General features: G+C 40.7%; 13 protein-coding genes. 1 reads left to right on the top strand and 12 read right to left on the bottom strand.

The window, feature by feature from the left end; translation table 11 throughout:
• Window position 1: 1 nt before the first annotated feature.
• The 10 genes from OQ289_RS21320 to OQ289_RS21275 all read right to left on the bottom strand — a co-directional run bounded on the left by OQ289_RS21320 (window position 2) and on the right by OQ289_RS21275 (window position 11216).
• A complete protein-coding gene (locus OQ289_RS21320; RefSeq protein ID WP_270088739.1) occupies window positions 2–913 on the bottom strand; it encodes a glycosyltransferase in 912 nt (303 codons plus the stop codon).
• Between the two features lie 24 nt (window positions 914–937).
• Window positions 938–2086, bottom strand: coding sequence for a TDP-N-acetylfucosamine:lipid II N-acetylfucosaminyltransferase (locus OQ289_RS21315; protein WP_270088738.1), 1149 nt, complete (start codon window positions 2084–2086; stop codon window positions 938–940).
• Window positions 2079–2711: an acetyltransferase gene (locus OQ289_RS21310; RefSeq protein ID WP_270088737.1), complete on the bottom strand. Its 633-nt coding sequence runs from the start codon at window positions 2709–2711 to the stop codon at window positions 2079–2081. Before OQ289_RS21310 ends, OQ289_RS21315 begins: the two co-directional genes overlap by 8 nt.
• A gap of 2 nt (window positions 2712–2713) precedes the next feature.
• Entirely contained in the window at window positions 2714–3796 is a 1083-nt protein-coding gene (locus OQ289_RS21305; protein ID WP_270088736.1) for a DegT/DnrJ/EryC1/StrS family aminotransferase, read from the bottom strand.
• Window positions 3793–5232, bottom strand: coding sequence for a lipopolysaccharide biosynthesis protein (locus tag OQ289_RS21300; protein ID WP_270088735.1), 1440 nt, complete (start codon window positions 5230–5232; stop codon window positions 3793–3795). Before OQ289_RS21300 ends, OQ289_RS21305 begins: the two co-directional genes overlap by 4 nt.
• Before the next feature lie 263 nt (window positions 5233–5495).
• Complete coding sequence (locus OQ289_RS21295; protein ID WP_033565662.1) at window positions 5496–6239, bottom strand: DeoR/GlpR family DNA-binding transcription regulator; 744 nt, start codon at window positions 6237–6239, stop codon at window positions 5496–5498.
• Between the two features lie 67 nt (window positions 6240–6306).
• A complete protein-coding gene (locus OQ289_RS21290; RefSeq protein ID WP_270088734.1) occupies window positions 6307–7509 on the bottom strand; it encodes a hypothetical protein in 1203 nt (400 codons plus the stop codon).
• 158 nt (window positions 7510–7667) lie between these two features.
• Entirely contained in the window at window positions 7668–8393 is a 726-nt protein-coding gene (locus OQ289_RS21285) for a YebC/PmpR family DNA-binding transcriptional regulator (protein WP_033565660.1), read from the bottom strand.
• Between the two features lie 5 nt (window positions 8394–8398).
• Entirely contained in the window at window positions 8399–9364 is a 966-nt protein-coding gene (locus OQ289_RS21280) for an NAD-dependent epimerase/dehydratase family protein (protein ID WP_270088733.1), read from the bottom strand.
• 22 nt (window positions 9365–9386) lie between these two features.
• Window positions 9387–11216 (bottom strand): lamin tail domain-containing protein, encoded by a 1830-nt coding sequence (locus OQ289_RS21275; protein WP_270088732.1) that lies wholly within the window; start codon window positions 11214–11216, stop codon window positions 9387–9389.
• A gap of 157 nt (window positions 11217–11373) precedes the next feature.
• On the opposite strand from OQ289_RS21275, the gene OQ289_RS21270 reads away from it, so the two are divergent.
• The gene (locus tag OQ289_RS21270) at window positions 11374–12363 is read left to right on the top strand and encodes an aspartate-semialdehyde dehydrogenase (protein ID WP_270088731.1); all 990 of its coding nucleotides are present in this window, start codon (window positions 11374–11376) and stop codon (window positions 12361–12363) included.
• Between the two features lie 236 nt (window positions 12364–12599).
• Here the strand turns inward: OQ289_RS21270 and OQ289_RS21265 are convergent, their stop codons facing one another.
• A complete protein-coding gene (locus OQ289_RS21265) occupies window positions 12600–13595 on the bottom strand; it encodes a Kelch repeat-containing protein (RefSeq protein WP_270088730.1) in 996 nt (331 codons plus the stop codon).
• Window positions 13596–13601: 6 nt separating this feature from the next.
• Window positions 13602–14879, bottom strand: coding sequence for a DUF4270 family protein (locus OQ289_RS21260; RefSeq protein ID WP_270088729.1), 1278 nt, complete (start codon window positions 14877–14879; stop codon window positions 13602–13604).
• Between the last annotated feature and the right edge of the window lie 173 nt (window positions 14880–15052).

The raw sequence follows: 15052 nt of genomic DNA, 5'->3' as shown, positions 1-15052 counted from the left end.
ATTATCTGTAATTGCTGATTTTTTTTAAATATCGAACTCCTCGTTGCCATAAGTTTCCTTTACGGTGAGTATAAAAGTCCTTAATAGCAGCATAGGCTTCTGCCGATTCTTCAATCTGCTGTGGAAAGAAGTGGGCTTGTTGCTGGCACAAAGATACAACATAAGTGGATTCGGTATCGGAATGGGTACCTGTGCCATCAGTGCCAATATTTTGAATATAAGAATGCCGAGGATACAGGGTTAGGCCTTTTTGTAGAAAGACGGATAGATACCACCTTATTGCCCAAGAGTTGATTTTTCCAGATTTGAATTGTTGGACCTGTTTCCAAAAGTTTTCTTTCCCTTCTATACTAAATTGGTGAATTGCGGCTGTATCTAAGGAGCTTATCAGCGTTTCTATATCGGGGTTGAAATACTTCCAAGCTCGACTCCATGTTGCCCAGCCCCAGCTGTTGGTGACCCGAAAGAAGAATGTCTCTGGGAGCGTCTTTACATTTTTTAGAGGATAGTTATAGCCACTGATGGACATTACTTTCTCTTCATGTTGATAGCGGTTCAAAGCATCGTTAAAATATTGGAGGGTGTAGGGAGAGGTTTCTAAATCATCTTCCAGTACGATTACTTTGCCAAATTGGTTAACGATGGTGCTGACGCCATCGATTACATTTGCGGCCAACCCCCAATTCTCCTGTCTTTCAATGATAGTCACGCTTTTGAACTTCCAGGGTAAGGCGGCTATTTCACGTACTTGTCCAATCTTTTCTTGTTTACTGTCAGGTTTTGCGCCATCTGCATATATAAACAAATCGGAAGCCATTGCAAGGGTATTTTGCTCCAAGGCAGTAAGCGTGCGGATGGTATGATCCGGACGGTTGTAAACAAAGAGGACTATAGGGGCTAGAGAGGTTTCCATGGTTTGATTTAAGAAGCTGGATTTCTAAGTTTCTATAAGATGTTCCATCATATGATTGTACGCAGATAAGTTAAAGTATCGCTGATAACAAGCTCGATTATGCGCGATTTCATCGTCATTTAGTTGGTCTAGGTTTTCTTCGCTTTTGAGGTCATTTTCGATACTGAATATGATAAAATCACGATCTTTTAACCATTTCAGTAGATTGTTTTCATTTCGAAGGAAAACGCGCGCGCCCATATTAAGAAGCTGAAATATATTGCCAGCGGCTTCCTGTCTTCTCATTCCGAAGACGGCACATCTAACCTGTGACAATTTGTATTGATAGGTTTCTATTGACACAAACTCCTTCATTATTTCTACGCTATCTCCATAGTTTTGTTGGAAGGCGGTCGATACGTTATGGGCATATTCCATATCACCATAGCTGAGTGGTAACAACGGTGTTAAGCCAATTTTTTTGAGGTCGATATTTCGTAATGTAGTGAGGAGTGTTAAGTGATTGCCAGTTGGAGAGGCAGAGTGATTGATTAAGATGTACTTCCGTTCTGTATTTGTGATTTCACTTGCCACACCTAGGGCCTTGTAATAAATAAAGGATTTGAAAGCGGCTTTGACTTCAAAGTTGTCTTTGAATAAGTAAAAGTCATTTTCGTTCCAGAAGCAAAAATAGTTGATTTTAAGAAATAATTTTTGGATGGCATGGTCAGGAGTCACTCCAAACCAAATAAGGTATTTCAAGGATTTGATCAAATTGGCGCCTAGGGGCTTTCGTGGCTGATCTTCTTCTCTATCAAAAAGCGGATAATCCTTGTGCTTTTGAAGATAACCGTATAAATCGCCTCCATAGAATATCCAATAGACTTTGATATCATATTTAGTCAATACGGAGAGTGCCATTACAGCTTTGTAGCTGTCAATATAGTGGATAAATAGATTCGTGCAACTATACTGTGTGATGGTGGCTAGTATTTTTTCTGTATTCTTTCTATTTCTAAGATTTAGAATAAGACAATTGGTATTGGGATGGGTATATCTCAAACGGCTAATATCCGAGGCAAATATGATGTACAAATTTTGGCCTGGAAAATAGCTGTCGAATTGTTCAATCGCACCATCCGTAAACTTATCGTCATGTAAGAAGTGTATGTTTTTCCTGATGTGATTATCCATTTTTTGAAACTATTCTGGCAGGTACACCTGCGACTGTTTGGTAGTCCGGGACGTCTTTTGTAACAACAGCCCCGGCACCTATAACGACATGCTTGCCTACTTTTACCTTAGGTAGAATGGTGGCATTTGCTCCAACTTGTGAAAAATCATCAATGGAAACATGTCCAAGCAAGGTCGCTCCTGGTGACAATTCGACAAAGTTTCCAATTTTGCAGTCGTGAGTTATTACTACTCCGTAATAGAGGAGTGCATTTTCGCCAATCATACTGCCATTGGAAATGGCGATGTGATTTAAGGCGGTGAGTCCTTGCCCAATGGAGACGTGTTTACCGATCGTATTCCTGTCTCCAATCACAGTGGAAACTTTTCCGCCTAGGGAGATAGCCATCTGATAAAGTCGTTCTCGTGTTTTAGGGTTGCCAATGCCAAGGGCAAATTCAGGGCTGTGATCCTGGAAATGTAGACGAAGTGATTCTTCGGTCTTTAATATTGTATAATGATCAAACAATTTGTCAGGACCATCTTTTGTTGTATTGTCAAAGAAAAAAATCGATTGTTTGTTGTCCGACTCTTCAAGTACCTGCAGAAGTTCTTTGGCAAATCCACCTGCTCCAATGATGACCATGATTAATTATTTTGTACACGTAGTATAATTCTTGTAATCAGATTAATCTCTTCTATAGTCAAATCGTGATACAGAGGTAGGCAAAGTACTCTTTTCGAGATATCATCGGTAATTGCAAACGCTGATGGAGCCAGATAAGGAAGGGAACTTGCTAGCGACGGATAAAAATACCGGCGTGTGAATATCTGATTTTTATTGAGCTCTTCTACTAATTGCAATAAGAATTCTTCACTTTCAAGTATAACTGGAAAATAGGCAAAATTGGGAGCTGATTGGGTATTCCAAATAGGGTATGTGGCTCTAAGGGTCTTTAAATTGCGCAAATAAGTTGTTGAAAGTTCTTTCCGTTTGTTAAATATAGCCGGCAAATGGGCGAGGTTGACTAACCCCATCGCGGCATGGAATTCGGAATTTTTGCCATTGATTCCGATATCGCCATAGGTGCCAAAACCAGAGATGCCAAAATTACGCATTAATGCTACTTTTTTTAAGAGTTCGGGACTTTTTGTGATAATCAAACCTCCTTCGGTGGCATGATATAGTTTGGTCGCATGCAATGAGCAGATGCTGATATCTCCAAACTCAAAGATCGACTTGCCTTTGTATTTTACCCCAAATGCATGTGCACCATCATAGATGACTTTTAGCTTGTGCTTTTTCGCGATACGCTCGATTTGATCAATGTCACAGGGATTGCCATATACATGAGTGGCTAGGATTGCAGACGTCTGTGGCGTAATCGCGGCTTCGATTTTTTCAGGGTCGATATTCAGTGATTTATTATCAATATCTACAAAAACAGGTGTACATCCTTCCCACACAATGCTACTTGTAGTAGCAACGAATGAAAAAGGAGTCGTAATGATTTGGCCTTTCAACTCTAGGGCTTTGATTGCAATTTGCAGAGCAACGGTGCCATTGGCGACAAACAGGAGATGCTTCAGGTCTAGATATTCCTTAAGACGCATTTCTAATTCGCTAGACAAAGGGCCCATATTGGTTAGCCATTGTCTCTTCCAAATTTGCTCAACATATTGTTGGTATTCGTCGATGGGTGGGAGAAACGGTTTGGTAACTTGAATCATGGCTTGTATTCTTTAACTAATTTGAGCGCAAACATAAATGATGGTGTTTTGAACGCAAAATTTGCACCAACATAAAAAGTAATAGCGAGTATAAAACTAACTAAAATCTGTAATATTAAAGGCGAATCGGACAGAAAATATATTGTCAAGGATACAAGGCCATACAATAGAGCGGACAGTACAAGAGTGGGGAGCATATCCAAAAGTTGCCTTTGGGTAGAATAACCAATCATGCTTGCACTGTAGTGCGTATTGATAAGTAGGGCAATGACAGATAGGATGACGCTGCTCCAGACGAGCCCCATCACTCCAAAAGGTATGGAGAGTACAATGACGACTACAGTTATAATCTTTTTGATAACTTCTAATTTTAAGAATAAGTCTGTCCTACCGAATACCTTCAGCACATTCAGATTGATGGAGTGAATCGGGTAAAACATGCTTGCTAAACTTATGATTTGAAAGTAGGGGACAGCTGGTAGCCACTTGTCATTGAATAATAATTGAAATAGGGGATGGGCGACTGCCGCTAAACCAAACATGAGAGGGGCGGTAATGAAAAAGGAGAGTCCCAATATCTTTTGATAAGCATTGGATAGTTCCTCTCGATTATTCTTTATATTGGCAAGGAGCGGATAAGTCACCTTGGAGACGATGGAAGTGATAATGTTGGTGGGGTACTCGTTGAAGGTTCTTGATCGCTCGAAGTAACCAAGTAAAGTTATGGAATAGAACTTGCCAATAATAATGTTGTAAATATTGTTAAAGACGGTGTTCAAAAGTCCTGATAACATTAGTTTGTAGCCAAATATATAGTGGAATTTTGCTTTTTCTTTCGAGAAGATTAAGTTTGGATGCCAATCTGAAAAAGACCAAAAAAAGATGGTCTGCACGACTTGTGTGACTAGAAACATGGCTGCTAATGACCATACACCATATCCAAGATAACCCATCGTGATACCAACTATTGCTCCAAGGACCGCTCCTGGTATATTTAGCTTTGTAATCTTCTTGAACTCCATTTTGGCTGTCATCATGGTCAATTGGACGGAAGAGAAGGCGGAGATTATAAAGGTGAGGCCGTACCACCTAAGGATAGGCGTTAGAATATCCTTGTCGTAAAAAGTGGAAACGAGTGGTGCTGCAAAAAAAAGAATAGCGTAGATTACTATTGCACTGAATAGGCTGAGAAAAAACACAGTGGAATAATCTGCAGAGTCTGCATTTTTAGTCCGAATAAGTGAAGCGGTCATTCCGCTCTCGACAAAGGAGTTGCCGACTAATACAAAAACTATAATCATCCCAATCAGACCGTAATCATCGGGTGACAGCAAGTCTGTTAATATCAAGGTGGTTACAAAGCCAACTCCCTTGATAAGTAAAGCATCTATCAACGTCCAAAAAATTCCCGAAATTGCACTTTTTTTTGTAGACATTATCTTTCCCGCTAAACACAAATAAACACAAGGAGAGGCTTGTCGAAAAAGAGAGGAGTCATTTTCGATGTGGAAACGGTTTTAATACAAAGAATGGACGAGCCTATTCGGATATATTTTCTTTCCCTTTGTTGATACCATTCGTTTTCGTTGCGAATCTTGTCTTTTAAAATCTCTAATTCCTTTCTTTGAATGATGGCCCCTGGATTGGTCGCAATATTTCAAGCCAATGTCATTCTTGAGCTTGAAATATCTGCGTTGCGTTAGATTACCTTAATCGTTTTGTTAAATTCTTTTAAAGATGGATGCGCTGGGTCTAAATCAGTGACTAGGAAAGAGACATCTCGTAAAGGTGCAACTTTCATTTTTTGATTTGAATTTAGTTTTTCAGCAATACTCAAGATGGCAACTTTATGGGAGCATTTAATCATCGCACGTTTGATTTGAACGACTTCCCAGTCGGAATCTGTAATACCATCATCTATTGATAGACTATTAGTCCCCAAAATACAAAGATCGACCTTGATTTCGGATAGCTCATTGATGACTTGTGCTCCTGTCACAATATTCGTGTTTCTGGAAAGCTTACCACCTACTAAAATAACTTCTATATTCTCTTTTTCTGCCAATTCTAGCGCCACAAGAGGACTAATTGTAAAAAAAGTGCATTGTATATCTTCTGGGATAATTCGAGCCAATTCGATTACGGTGGTGCCTCCTCCTACAAGTACCGTCATTCCATTCTGGATGAGTGAGATAGTTTTGCGTGCGATGCCTTTTTTTGACTCTTTAGCATACACATTCCCATCTTGAAAAGGAAATTGAAAGGACTTGGAAAGAGCTCCTCCATAAACTTTCAACACCTGTCCATTTTCTGCAAGTTCGTTCAAATCCCGACGAATAGTATCCTCAGATACATTTAATTGGACACTCAGGTCCGAAGATAATACCTTATTATGGAGATTGATTTGATGTATAATGTAGGCTTGTCTTTCTTCTTTTAACATATTTATAGCTGATTATTGTTATAAAGTTAAAGCTTTTCTTTGTATTCTAGATTTTTTCACGAAAAAATCAATCTTCCGATGAAGAATCTTCATTAGACTTGTCAATTTTGGTAATGCCGGCCCTGAAACGTGGTTTAAAGCCTAAAGGGCTGGTTGATGTGGACTTCTCGGCGTCTTTTGGATTTTCGTTTGCCGATTTGTCCAAGGTTGTACTGCCAGAATCTGCTGAAGTCATAGCATCAGGGTCTATAGCAGATTCAGGGAGGACAGCTGGCTGAGCCTTAGTGGCTCCTGCTTTGAATTTGGGCTTGAAACCAAGGGGCTTTGGGGGTTGGGAAGAGGAAGGAGAGACGACTTCATTACTCGGGTTTGCAGATATTGGAGGTGTTGCGTCCTCTATACTATCGGTTTTATCCTGTTGTTTATTGACAGTGGTGGCTCCAGCCTTGAACCTAGGTTTGAAGCCGGTCGGTTTGGCAGCTTGCTGCGTTGGCTCCGCTGGTATGTTGCTTTCTGCCGGTGCCTGTTGAGTGTTGTCTGTTTTATCCTCTTGTTTATTGACAGTGGTGGCTCCAGCTTTGAACCGAGGTTTGAAGCCGTTCGGTTTGGCAGCTTGCTGCGTTGGCTCCGCTGGTATGTTGTTTTCTGTTGGCTTCTGTTGGGTGTTGTCTGTTTTATCCCCTTGTTTATCGACAGTGGTGGCTCCAGCCTTGAACCGAGGTTTGAAGCCGTTCGGTTTGGCAGCTTGCTGCGTTGGCTCCGCTGGTATGTTGCTTTCTGTCGGTGCCTGTTGGGTATTGTCTGTTTTATCCCCTTGTTTATTGACAGTGGTTGCACCAGCCTTGAACCGAGGTTTGAAGCCGGTCGGTTTGGCAGTCTGCTGCGTTGGTTCAGCTGGTATGTTGCTTTCTGCCGGTGCCTGTTGGGTATTGTCTGTTTTTTCCTCTTGTTTAGGGACACTGGTGGCTCCAGCTTTGAATCGAGGTTGGAATCCTGCAGGCTTTGGTGCAGTGGAAGTCGTCGTTGCTACTTGTTCCTCCGCTTGCGCTATCGGTACCGTTGTATTCTTAGAAAGCGGTTGCTGCGCTGTAGATTCTAGCAGTTTGTAATCTTTTCGAAGTCGATTGAACCAAAATTTTTTGGTGTGATCAAAACTCTTTTCGCCCATTAGGGCATAGTGCTTTTGAAACTCATCATAGAGAATGGCATCAGCGCGCTTCAAAGCGTTGAGATCAATGTTCTTCTTAATAAAAAAGTCTTCAAAAGTCATATGAAAGAGTGTTTATACAAATGTATCCTTTTTTGTCAAGATGATAAAGCCCTCATGGCCAGCTTATCTTCTTTTGAATGTCGGAAATGAACAATGTAATAAGAAAAAAGAGGGAATAGTCCCTCTTTCCTTATTACATGTAGGCTTCGCACCTTATACTATTCCATATTGTGATATACAGCCTGTACATCATCATCTTCTTCGATCTTGTCGATTAATTTGATGACATCGACGGCGTCTTCTTCCGAAATTTGGGAATGAGATAGGGCGATGCGTTCTAATTTTGCAGATTTTATTTCAATTCCTTTTTCTTCAAGCAACCGCTGCATATTGCCGAAGTCTTCGAAGGAGGTCTGTACGACGACAACGTCATTACCTTCTTCATCTGACTCGAGATATAGTTCTTCCAGCCCACCGTCTATCAATTCCAGCTCGAGCTCCTCTACATCCAAATGCTCCTGTGCGTCGAATCTAAAAATTGATTTTCGATTAAAAATAAAGTCCAAAGACCCCGTTTTCCCCAAAGTGCCGCCAGCTTTTGTGAAATAACTGCGAATATTGGCAACAGTTCTGTTGGTATTATCGGTTGCGGTTTCGATTAATATTGGAACACCATGTGGTCCATATCCTTCATAGACATACTCTTCGTATCCCTTTGCATCTTTTTCGGATGCACGCTTGATTGCAGCTTCTATACGGTCTTTCGGCATGTTGACCGCTTTACCATTTTGAATTGCTGTACGTAAGCGTGAGTTGCTTTCTGGGTGAGGTCCGCCTTCTTTTACTGCGATAGCAATTTCTTTTCCTAAACGCGTAAATTGGACGGCCATTTTAGCCCAGCGTTTAAATTTGCGCTCCTTTCTAAATTCAAAAGCTCTTCCCATTTTTTTTATGATTTGTTTTTAAGGTTTTGGAGCATGTCAGCCGTCATTTCGGTTAAATCGAATTTAGGCGTCCATCCCCAATCTTTACGGGCAGATGAATCGTCAATGCTTGCAGGCCAAGAGTCTGCTATGGCTTGACGAGGGTCATGCGCGGCGTAAGTAATCGTAAAATTAGGAAGAATTTTTTTAATTTCTTCAGCAATCATCTTTGGAGTGAAGCTGATACCCGCTAAATTGTAACTTGAACGGATTGTCAATTGGTCCGCTGGTGTGTCCATTAATGCTAGGGTGCCTCTAATGGCATCTTCCATATAGAGCATTGGTAAGGCCGTGTTCTCTGAAAGAAAGCTCTCATAGGTGCCGTTCTTCAATGCTTCAAAGAAGATGTGTACGGCATAGTCTGTCGTACCTCCTCCTGGTTCGGTTTTCCACGAAATGATTCCAGGATAGCGTACGCTTCTTACATCAAGCCCAAATTTTTCGTGGTAATATTCGCATAGACGCTCTCCCGCAAGCTTACTAATTCCATAAATGCTATTGGGGTCCATTGTGCAAAATTGCGGGGTATCAGTCTTAGGTGAATGTGGACCAAATACAGCGATGGAACTTGGCCAAAAAACACGATTAATTTTATGTTGTAATGAGAGGTCTAGTACGTTTAAGAGTCCGTTCATATTGAGATCCCAAGCTTTCTGCGGATATTGCTCGCCTGTTGCTGAAAGCATTGCCGCAAGGAGATAAATTTGAGTCGGTTGGTATTTATCAAATAGTGCACTGAGGGCTTCTTTGTCCAATACGTTGATGGTCTCGAAAACTTCATTTTCAGCCAGTGTTTTCGGCGCTCGTATATCTGAAGTGATTACATTTTCGTATCCAAATTTCCCTCTCAATGCCAGGGCCAACTCGGTCCCTATTTGACCGTTGGCACCAATAATTATTACGCGATCTTTCATTGCTGCAAAGATACTCATTTTGTTTCCTTTGTCAAGAAATTTACTGGGTGGATGCAAGCACAAAACTCCCTCTAAAAGTCCTCAGGAGGCCTTGATTGTCATATAATTCGATCATATAAAGATAGATGCCAGGAGCGGACAACTGACTGTTTTCATCTCGTCCATCCCAGTGTATCGTGCCCGAAGAAACGATACTTTTATTTCGTATCAATCGATTGATTATTCTTCCTTTATCATTGAAGACAGTCATGTTTATCATCGCATTGGGCGTCATTATTTCATAGTTTATTTCGAGCAAATCTTCTCGACTATCCCCATCAGGAGAGAATGTTCGAGTGCTCAGAAAAAAAGTATTTTTTTTGAAATAATTGGCATCTGCGTGCGAATTTTTGTAACCGGGGGTCGCTCCGTCACCAATTGTGGCCGAAGAGCGAAAATTTCCAGGAGCATTGGTTGGTTGAGTTGAAGATTCCCGCTCCAAAGATATTCCTTTGGGATTGCTTACAAAAGGCGCGTGCATGTCATGCGAATAGTTCAAACTGTCAATCATCCTATTTTGGTAATATAGGGTGACGGTTCCTCTTTCATTGGGATAGGAAGGCATTTGGGCAAGCTGAATCGCATTCTCTTCCGGAGCATTTGGGTAGTGTTGTTGAATGGTAGCCGTGTTGGTCGTGATATAACGATAGCTTCCGCTCGGTATTCGGTGTATGGTATCAACTATCGCATACTTTCCTAAAGTCCAGTTGGTGAGATCTATTTCCTGAGCGCTGTTGTTATAGATTTCTACGAAATCTACACCGCCTTGTCGAGGGTTGAAAAGAACTTCATTTATGATAATATCGCCTAGTTGTGCATGGTAAGGAGGGGTATAAGATAGTTTAATGATACTATCTAAGGCAAAGGTGAGTCCAGTGAATTGGGTTACATCTTTAATACGAAGCTGTACCCCTTGTCTATCTAGCTGTTTGTCTAGCGATAACCGCACGGTCGAATCTTGCACGTGGATGCGATTGACGGGAATTGCGGGGGAGAGTTGATAATGGGATGGACTTTTCATTTGTGTACTATCCAAAAAATCAGAAAAGGTCAGTAGGATTTCATCTTCCTTAATGACCTCAGCTTTATGAAGTGTCATGGTGTTTTCGGAAGAATAAGGGCTTATGCGGATGTAATGATAGCTTAGGGAGGAGCGATGTTCTGGGATAAAATGGTTGGATAGTGCAATGTAGGGATGCAATGGATAGGAGAGGTCTTGGGTAAGGGTGTGCTCCGTGAAGTTTGAGAGCGGGACATACTCTCGATCGGCTGGTGTTTTGACTAGGATTTTCCAATATCCCAGCTGGTCCCTACTAATTTTTAGTTGGGCAGAAAGTACGCCGGGCGGGCTGGGTATCGGTCTACTTTGGAAAATCAAGGTTCTGGACGTATGTTGTTGACGATAAAGCTTATAGGTATGAAGTCCCGAGGCTCCATCTACCTGTAAGTGATAGCCCTGATGGTCGTTCGTTAACGAAAGGTTGTCAGCGGAGAGATAAAATCTAAAAAAGGTTGAGGAGGTTAGGGGTATTTCTGTACTAAAACCTAATTCATACATCATGCCGTAGGCTGGTACTATTTTACTCTTGATATGGGTCGGAGAAGATGAATTATTACGGACTCTTAGCATCTTACTAATAACGGTGTAGGCTCCTGGCGACGACCACTTGTCCAGTGAAGGGTTCTCAAAATCATCTTGAAAGAGGCTATTGATAAACAATTTATCAGGATGTAATTTTTCTTGGGCTTGGGCGATACTCGCGAGTATGAAAGATAGGATAATAAGCAGAGAACTTCTAAAGTCTTGAGTTATTTCTATTGTACCGTTCATATTATGTCAAAATTCTCAATATTGCTCCTGAAAAGTTGAAAAAATTAAAATATATATAGCTTTGGTTCGGCTAAATTTGTATGTTTGGGATTGGACAAAGAACCAAGTTAAGTAAAAATTAATAGATTTTATAACATTTAAAAAAGAACACATTATTATGAAAGTTGCAGTAGTTGGCGCAACAGGTCTTGTTGGGTCAGAAATCTTAACAGTTCTGGCAGAGCGTAATTTCCCGGTAACCACTTTGATCCCCGTCGCTTCAGAGAAGAGTAAGGGTAAGCAGATTGAGTTTAAGGGTAAGAAGTACGAAGTTGTGACCGCTGAAGAGGCTATTGCGATGAAACCTGACGTGGCTCTTTTTTCAGCTGGAGGAGGTACCTCTACTGAATTTGCACCTAAGTTTGCAGCAGCGGGAATTACCGTTATCGACAATTCGTCTGCTTGGCGGATGGATGCAACAAAAAAACTCGTTGTCCCGGAAGTTAACGGAGACGTGTTGACTGCAGATGATAAAATTATTGCAAATCCAAATTGCTCGACTATCCAAATGGTAGTTGCATTGAAGCCTCTACATGATAAGTATAAGGTAAAACGCGTTGTGGTGTCAACTTATCAATCGGTAACCGGTACGGGGGTTAAAGCTGTGCAACAGTTGAATGATGAACGTGCAGGGATAGATGGTGAGAAAGCTTATCCATACCAAATCGATTTGAACGTAATTCCGCATATTGATGTTTTCCAAGATAATGGATATACCAAGGAAGAAATGAAGATGATTCAGGAGACGAATAAGATTATGCAAGATGATAGTATTCGTGTGACAGCGACGACTGTGCGTATTCCTGTAGTGGGAGGTCACTCTGAGTCTCTTAACATCGAGTTTGAAAACGAATTTGATTTAGCCGGTATCAGAGCGGCTTTGGAAACACAAAGTGGGCTTATTGTAATTGACGATCCTGCAAATCTAGCATACCCTATGCCTAAGGATGCACATGGACGTGACGAGGTCTTTGTAGGACGTATCCGTCGTGATGAGTCGCAAGATAAGACTGTCAATATGTGGGTAGTGGCCGACAATCTTAGAAAAGGAGCTGCTACTAATGCCGTTCAAATCGCTGAACTATTGAACCAAAAAGGCTTGATTTAATAACGTAGTTATTTACAAGAAATAGTGAGCGGCATATTAATTATATGTCGCTCTTTTTTTTGCTTTCTTTGACCGATTATCAAGCTTTATCCAAATCCCTTCGGTCAGTGAAAGAGGTTGTTTCTGCTAATATCTAAAAACTTCCGAGTTGTGGAAGAGTAGACTTGCCAAATTCTTTGGACATAAAAAAGGGAGAACGATTTCGTTCTCCCTTTTTTATGCTGATATAGCTTCTCTTATCTTACTGGTGTAAATACCCAGTTGTCATCAAATTTGAAAGAACCATTAGCTCCGGTCGCAACATAACCTTTTCCATTTACAGAAAATGCTGCTGCTCCCTCACGTGCAGAACCTTGGAATGCTTGGTGTTTGCTTTCCCATGAATCATTGGATGGATTGTATCTCCATACGGTATTCAATATGGAAGATTTTCTACCACCTACAACAAATCCTGTCTGCCCAACGGTAAATGCCGAAGCACTTTGACGGGTTACATCGATATCATCCGTTTTGATATTACCTAGTTTTTCCCATTTTGTTCCATCAAAAGAATAGAAATCTTCAGGAAAAGCATTGTTATCAAAACCACCACCTACATATGCTTTATTGCCAATGACAAATGAGAAGGCATTTACTCTTTTGTTTTCAAAAATAGTGTTTACTGCAGTCCAAGTATTAGCAGTCGGGTCATATTTGTAGAAATCTTTTAAGGTTTTATCCGCTTTAGTAGAACCTAAACCTACATATCCAAATCCGCCTAGAGAGAATGCTACTGCGCCATATCTTGCTTCTGCATCAGCAGGAAGAGGAGCGATAGGAGACCATGTATTAGATGCAACATCAAATTTGTAAAAATCCTTCAATGCATCTGTTCCATCATATCCTGTACCTACGTATCCTACTCCGTCGATAGAGAAACCTACAGCAGCGTTACGTGCATTTCCTGGGAAATCAGCTCTTTTAGTCCATGTAGAGGCTTTCGAGTCAAATACCCAAGTATCTTTTACTCTTTCATTAGTTTTTAAAATACCGGTTGTGATAAATCCATTATCACCTATCGAGAAAAATGCAGCAGCACTGCGAGGATCGCCGTCAAATGCTGAAGCTTTTACCCACTCCGTCGGCCCGTTATCTGTGGTACTATCTTCATCATCACTTTTTTTACAAGAATTAAAAGACGTTAAAGCAATAGTACAGGCTAAGAATAAGGTTAGCCAATTTTTCTTGTTCATAAATTGTTAAAATTTAGTATATACGATGTTTAATTTTACTTTTGGTTTGTTATTTTCTTTGGCAATTTCCATCGAATTGGTCGTTGAGAACAAATTAGGAGAAGATACCGTCAAAAATAACGACGTGTCATAATAGTTTACGGAATTTATATTTTTCAATACTTCAATCATGTCGAATACATATTTTCCGTTGGTACCTGTGTCATTACCTTTAATATACTGAGCATGTTGAATTGTTGTCGTAAAGGGTATGTTAAGTGCATTGACAGGTATTCCGTTGATATTGGCCAGCATGAGCATGACTGTTGGCGGTGTTGGGTACGGCCCACTGGATAGTGTCGGTGTTTCGATTGTCAACTGTGCCTTGTTAATGGATATTGTCTCGTCAGCCATGAACTCTCTTAACGAAGGAATCTTAATATTTGCTACAACACCGGTACCACCTTGTATAAATACGTCGTTGTTGGTGTCTTCGCTTTTTAGTTCTTTATTAGTGTAGGTCAATGTTTCGTAAGCAGTGCCTGTCCTATCAAAAGTAATGTTATTGTGTTGATAGGCGCGGCTGTCAATCGTAAACGTCTTGGCTGCTTTGGCCTTGAAGCCATCAGCACCAATGTATGAGTAGTTTACCTTTACAGCAAGAGTGTCACTAAAACCAATAAGGGCCGAATTGCTAGTTGCTGGGACAATAACCATCCCCTTAAAAAATTCCTGAAAATTTTGGTTAGAGGCTAGTTTGACGTCATTATTTTTGAACATATCAAACAAGGTGCTTCCTAAGGTTTGGTCTAACTTAATTGACAATGTATCCATAGAGCGCACTTTTGGAGCAAATGTAACTTCGCCTAATGCGGTACTGTTGTATGCAAATGATTGTTTCCCAAATAGTGTAGGGCCTGTCACAAAAACAGGAGTGAGATGGCTATCCATTCCTGAGGTGATATCTTTCAAAAGAATGTTTTCCGTAACCTGGTGTACACTTATTTTTTGATTGGCGGTCGTATCTCCGTAAAAATATCGAGCACGATTGGGTTTAATGACTAAGGTAAGCGAATCAAATATGGCATCTGTAGGCATCGTCGATGATACATCTCCCAACCCTAAACGGAAGTAGCTACTCGAGCTGACCGAACCGGTCTTTGCTGAGGTTGATTTTCCGACGAGCAGTGTTCCTGTCGATGAGCTGGGCAAATTATCGATCTGAAAGGTAGAAACCTGGATTTCGAAATCTTCTTGTACGCTAAGGTTTAGGTTATCATCGTTGCCGTCAAGCGAAATGCTCATATCTTTATTGCATGAACTTAAAGCGACTACAAATAGAATTGGTAAAATAAACCTTATATTTCTCCTTTTAAAAAAATGACTCATGTTAAAAAATTACGCAATGACGCAAAAGTAATGATTGCCCACTGTTAATCAGTGTTATATTTTGTTAAATTAGGTTAATTGATAACCGT

The organism is Sphingobacterium sp. SYP-B4668 (assembly GCF_027627455.1).
Classification (GTDB): Bacteria; Bacteroidota; Bacteroidia; order Sphingobacteriales; family Sphingobacteriaceae; genus Sphingobacterium.
Note: the sequence above shows the minus strand (reverse complement) of the source record. Positions and strands in the feature narration are given on the sequence as shown.

Excerpts from the sequence above, each read along its gene's own strand:
- OQ289_RS21285 (WP_033565660.1), bottom strand. The coding sequence starts at position 8,393 with ATGGGAAGAGCTTTTGAATTTAGAAAGGAGCGCAAATTTAAACGCTGG.
- OQ289_RS21315 (WP_270088738.1), bottom strand. The coding sequence starts at position 2,086 with ATGGATAATCACATCAGGAAAAACATACACTTCTTACATGACGATAAG.
- OQ289_RS21290 (WP_270088734.1), bottom strand. The coding sequence starts at position 7,509 with ATGACTTTTGAAGACTTTTTTATTAAGAAGAACATTGATCTCAACGCT.
- OQ289_RS21295 (WP_033565662.1), bottom strand. The coding sequence starts at position 6,239 with ATGTTAAAAGAAGAAAGACAAGCCTACATTATACATCAAATCAATCTC.
- OQ289_RS21310 (WP_270088737.1), bottom strand. The coding sequence starts at position 2,711 with ATGGTCATCATTGGAGCAGGTGGATTTGCCAAAGAACTTCTGCAGGTA.
- OQ289_RS21300 (WP_270088735.1), bottom strand. The coding sequence starts at position 5,232 with ATGTCTACAAAAAAAAGTGCAATTTCGGGAATTTTTTGGACGTTGATA.
- OQ289_RS21305 (WP_270088736.1), bottom strand. The coding sequence starts at position 3,796 with ATGATTCAAGTTACCAAACCGTTTCTCCCACCCATCGACGAATACCAA.
- OQ289_RS21265 (WP_270088730.1), bottom strand. The coding sequence starts at position 13,595 with ATGAACAAGAAAAATTGGCTAACCTTATTCTTAGCCTGTACTATTGCT.
- OQ289_RS21275 (WP_270088732.1), bottom strand. The coding sequence starts at position 11,216 with ATGAACGGTACAATAGAAATAACTCAAGACTTTAGAAGTTCTCTGCTT.
- OQ289_RS21320 (WP_270088739.1), bottom strand. The coding sequence starts at position 913 with ATGGAAACCTCTCTAGCCCCTATAGTCCTCTTTGTTTACAACCGTCCG.
- OQ289_RS21280 (WP_270088733.1), bottom strand. The coding sequence starts at position 9,364 with ATGAGTATCTTTGCAGCAATGAAAGATCGCGTAATAATTATTGGTGCC.
- OQ289_RS21270 (WP_270088731.1), top strand. The coding sequence starts at position 11,374 with ATGAAAGTTGCAGTAGTTGGCGCAACAGGTCTTGTTGGGTCAGAAATC.
- OQ289_RS21260 (WP_270088729.1), bottom strand. The coding sequence starts at position 14,879 with ATGAGCATTTCGCTTGACGGCAACGATGATAACCTAAACCTTAGCGTA.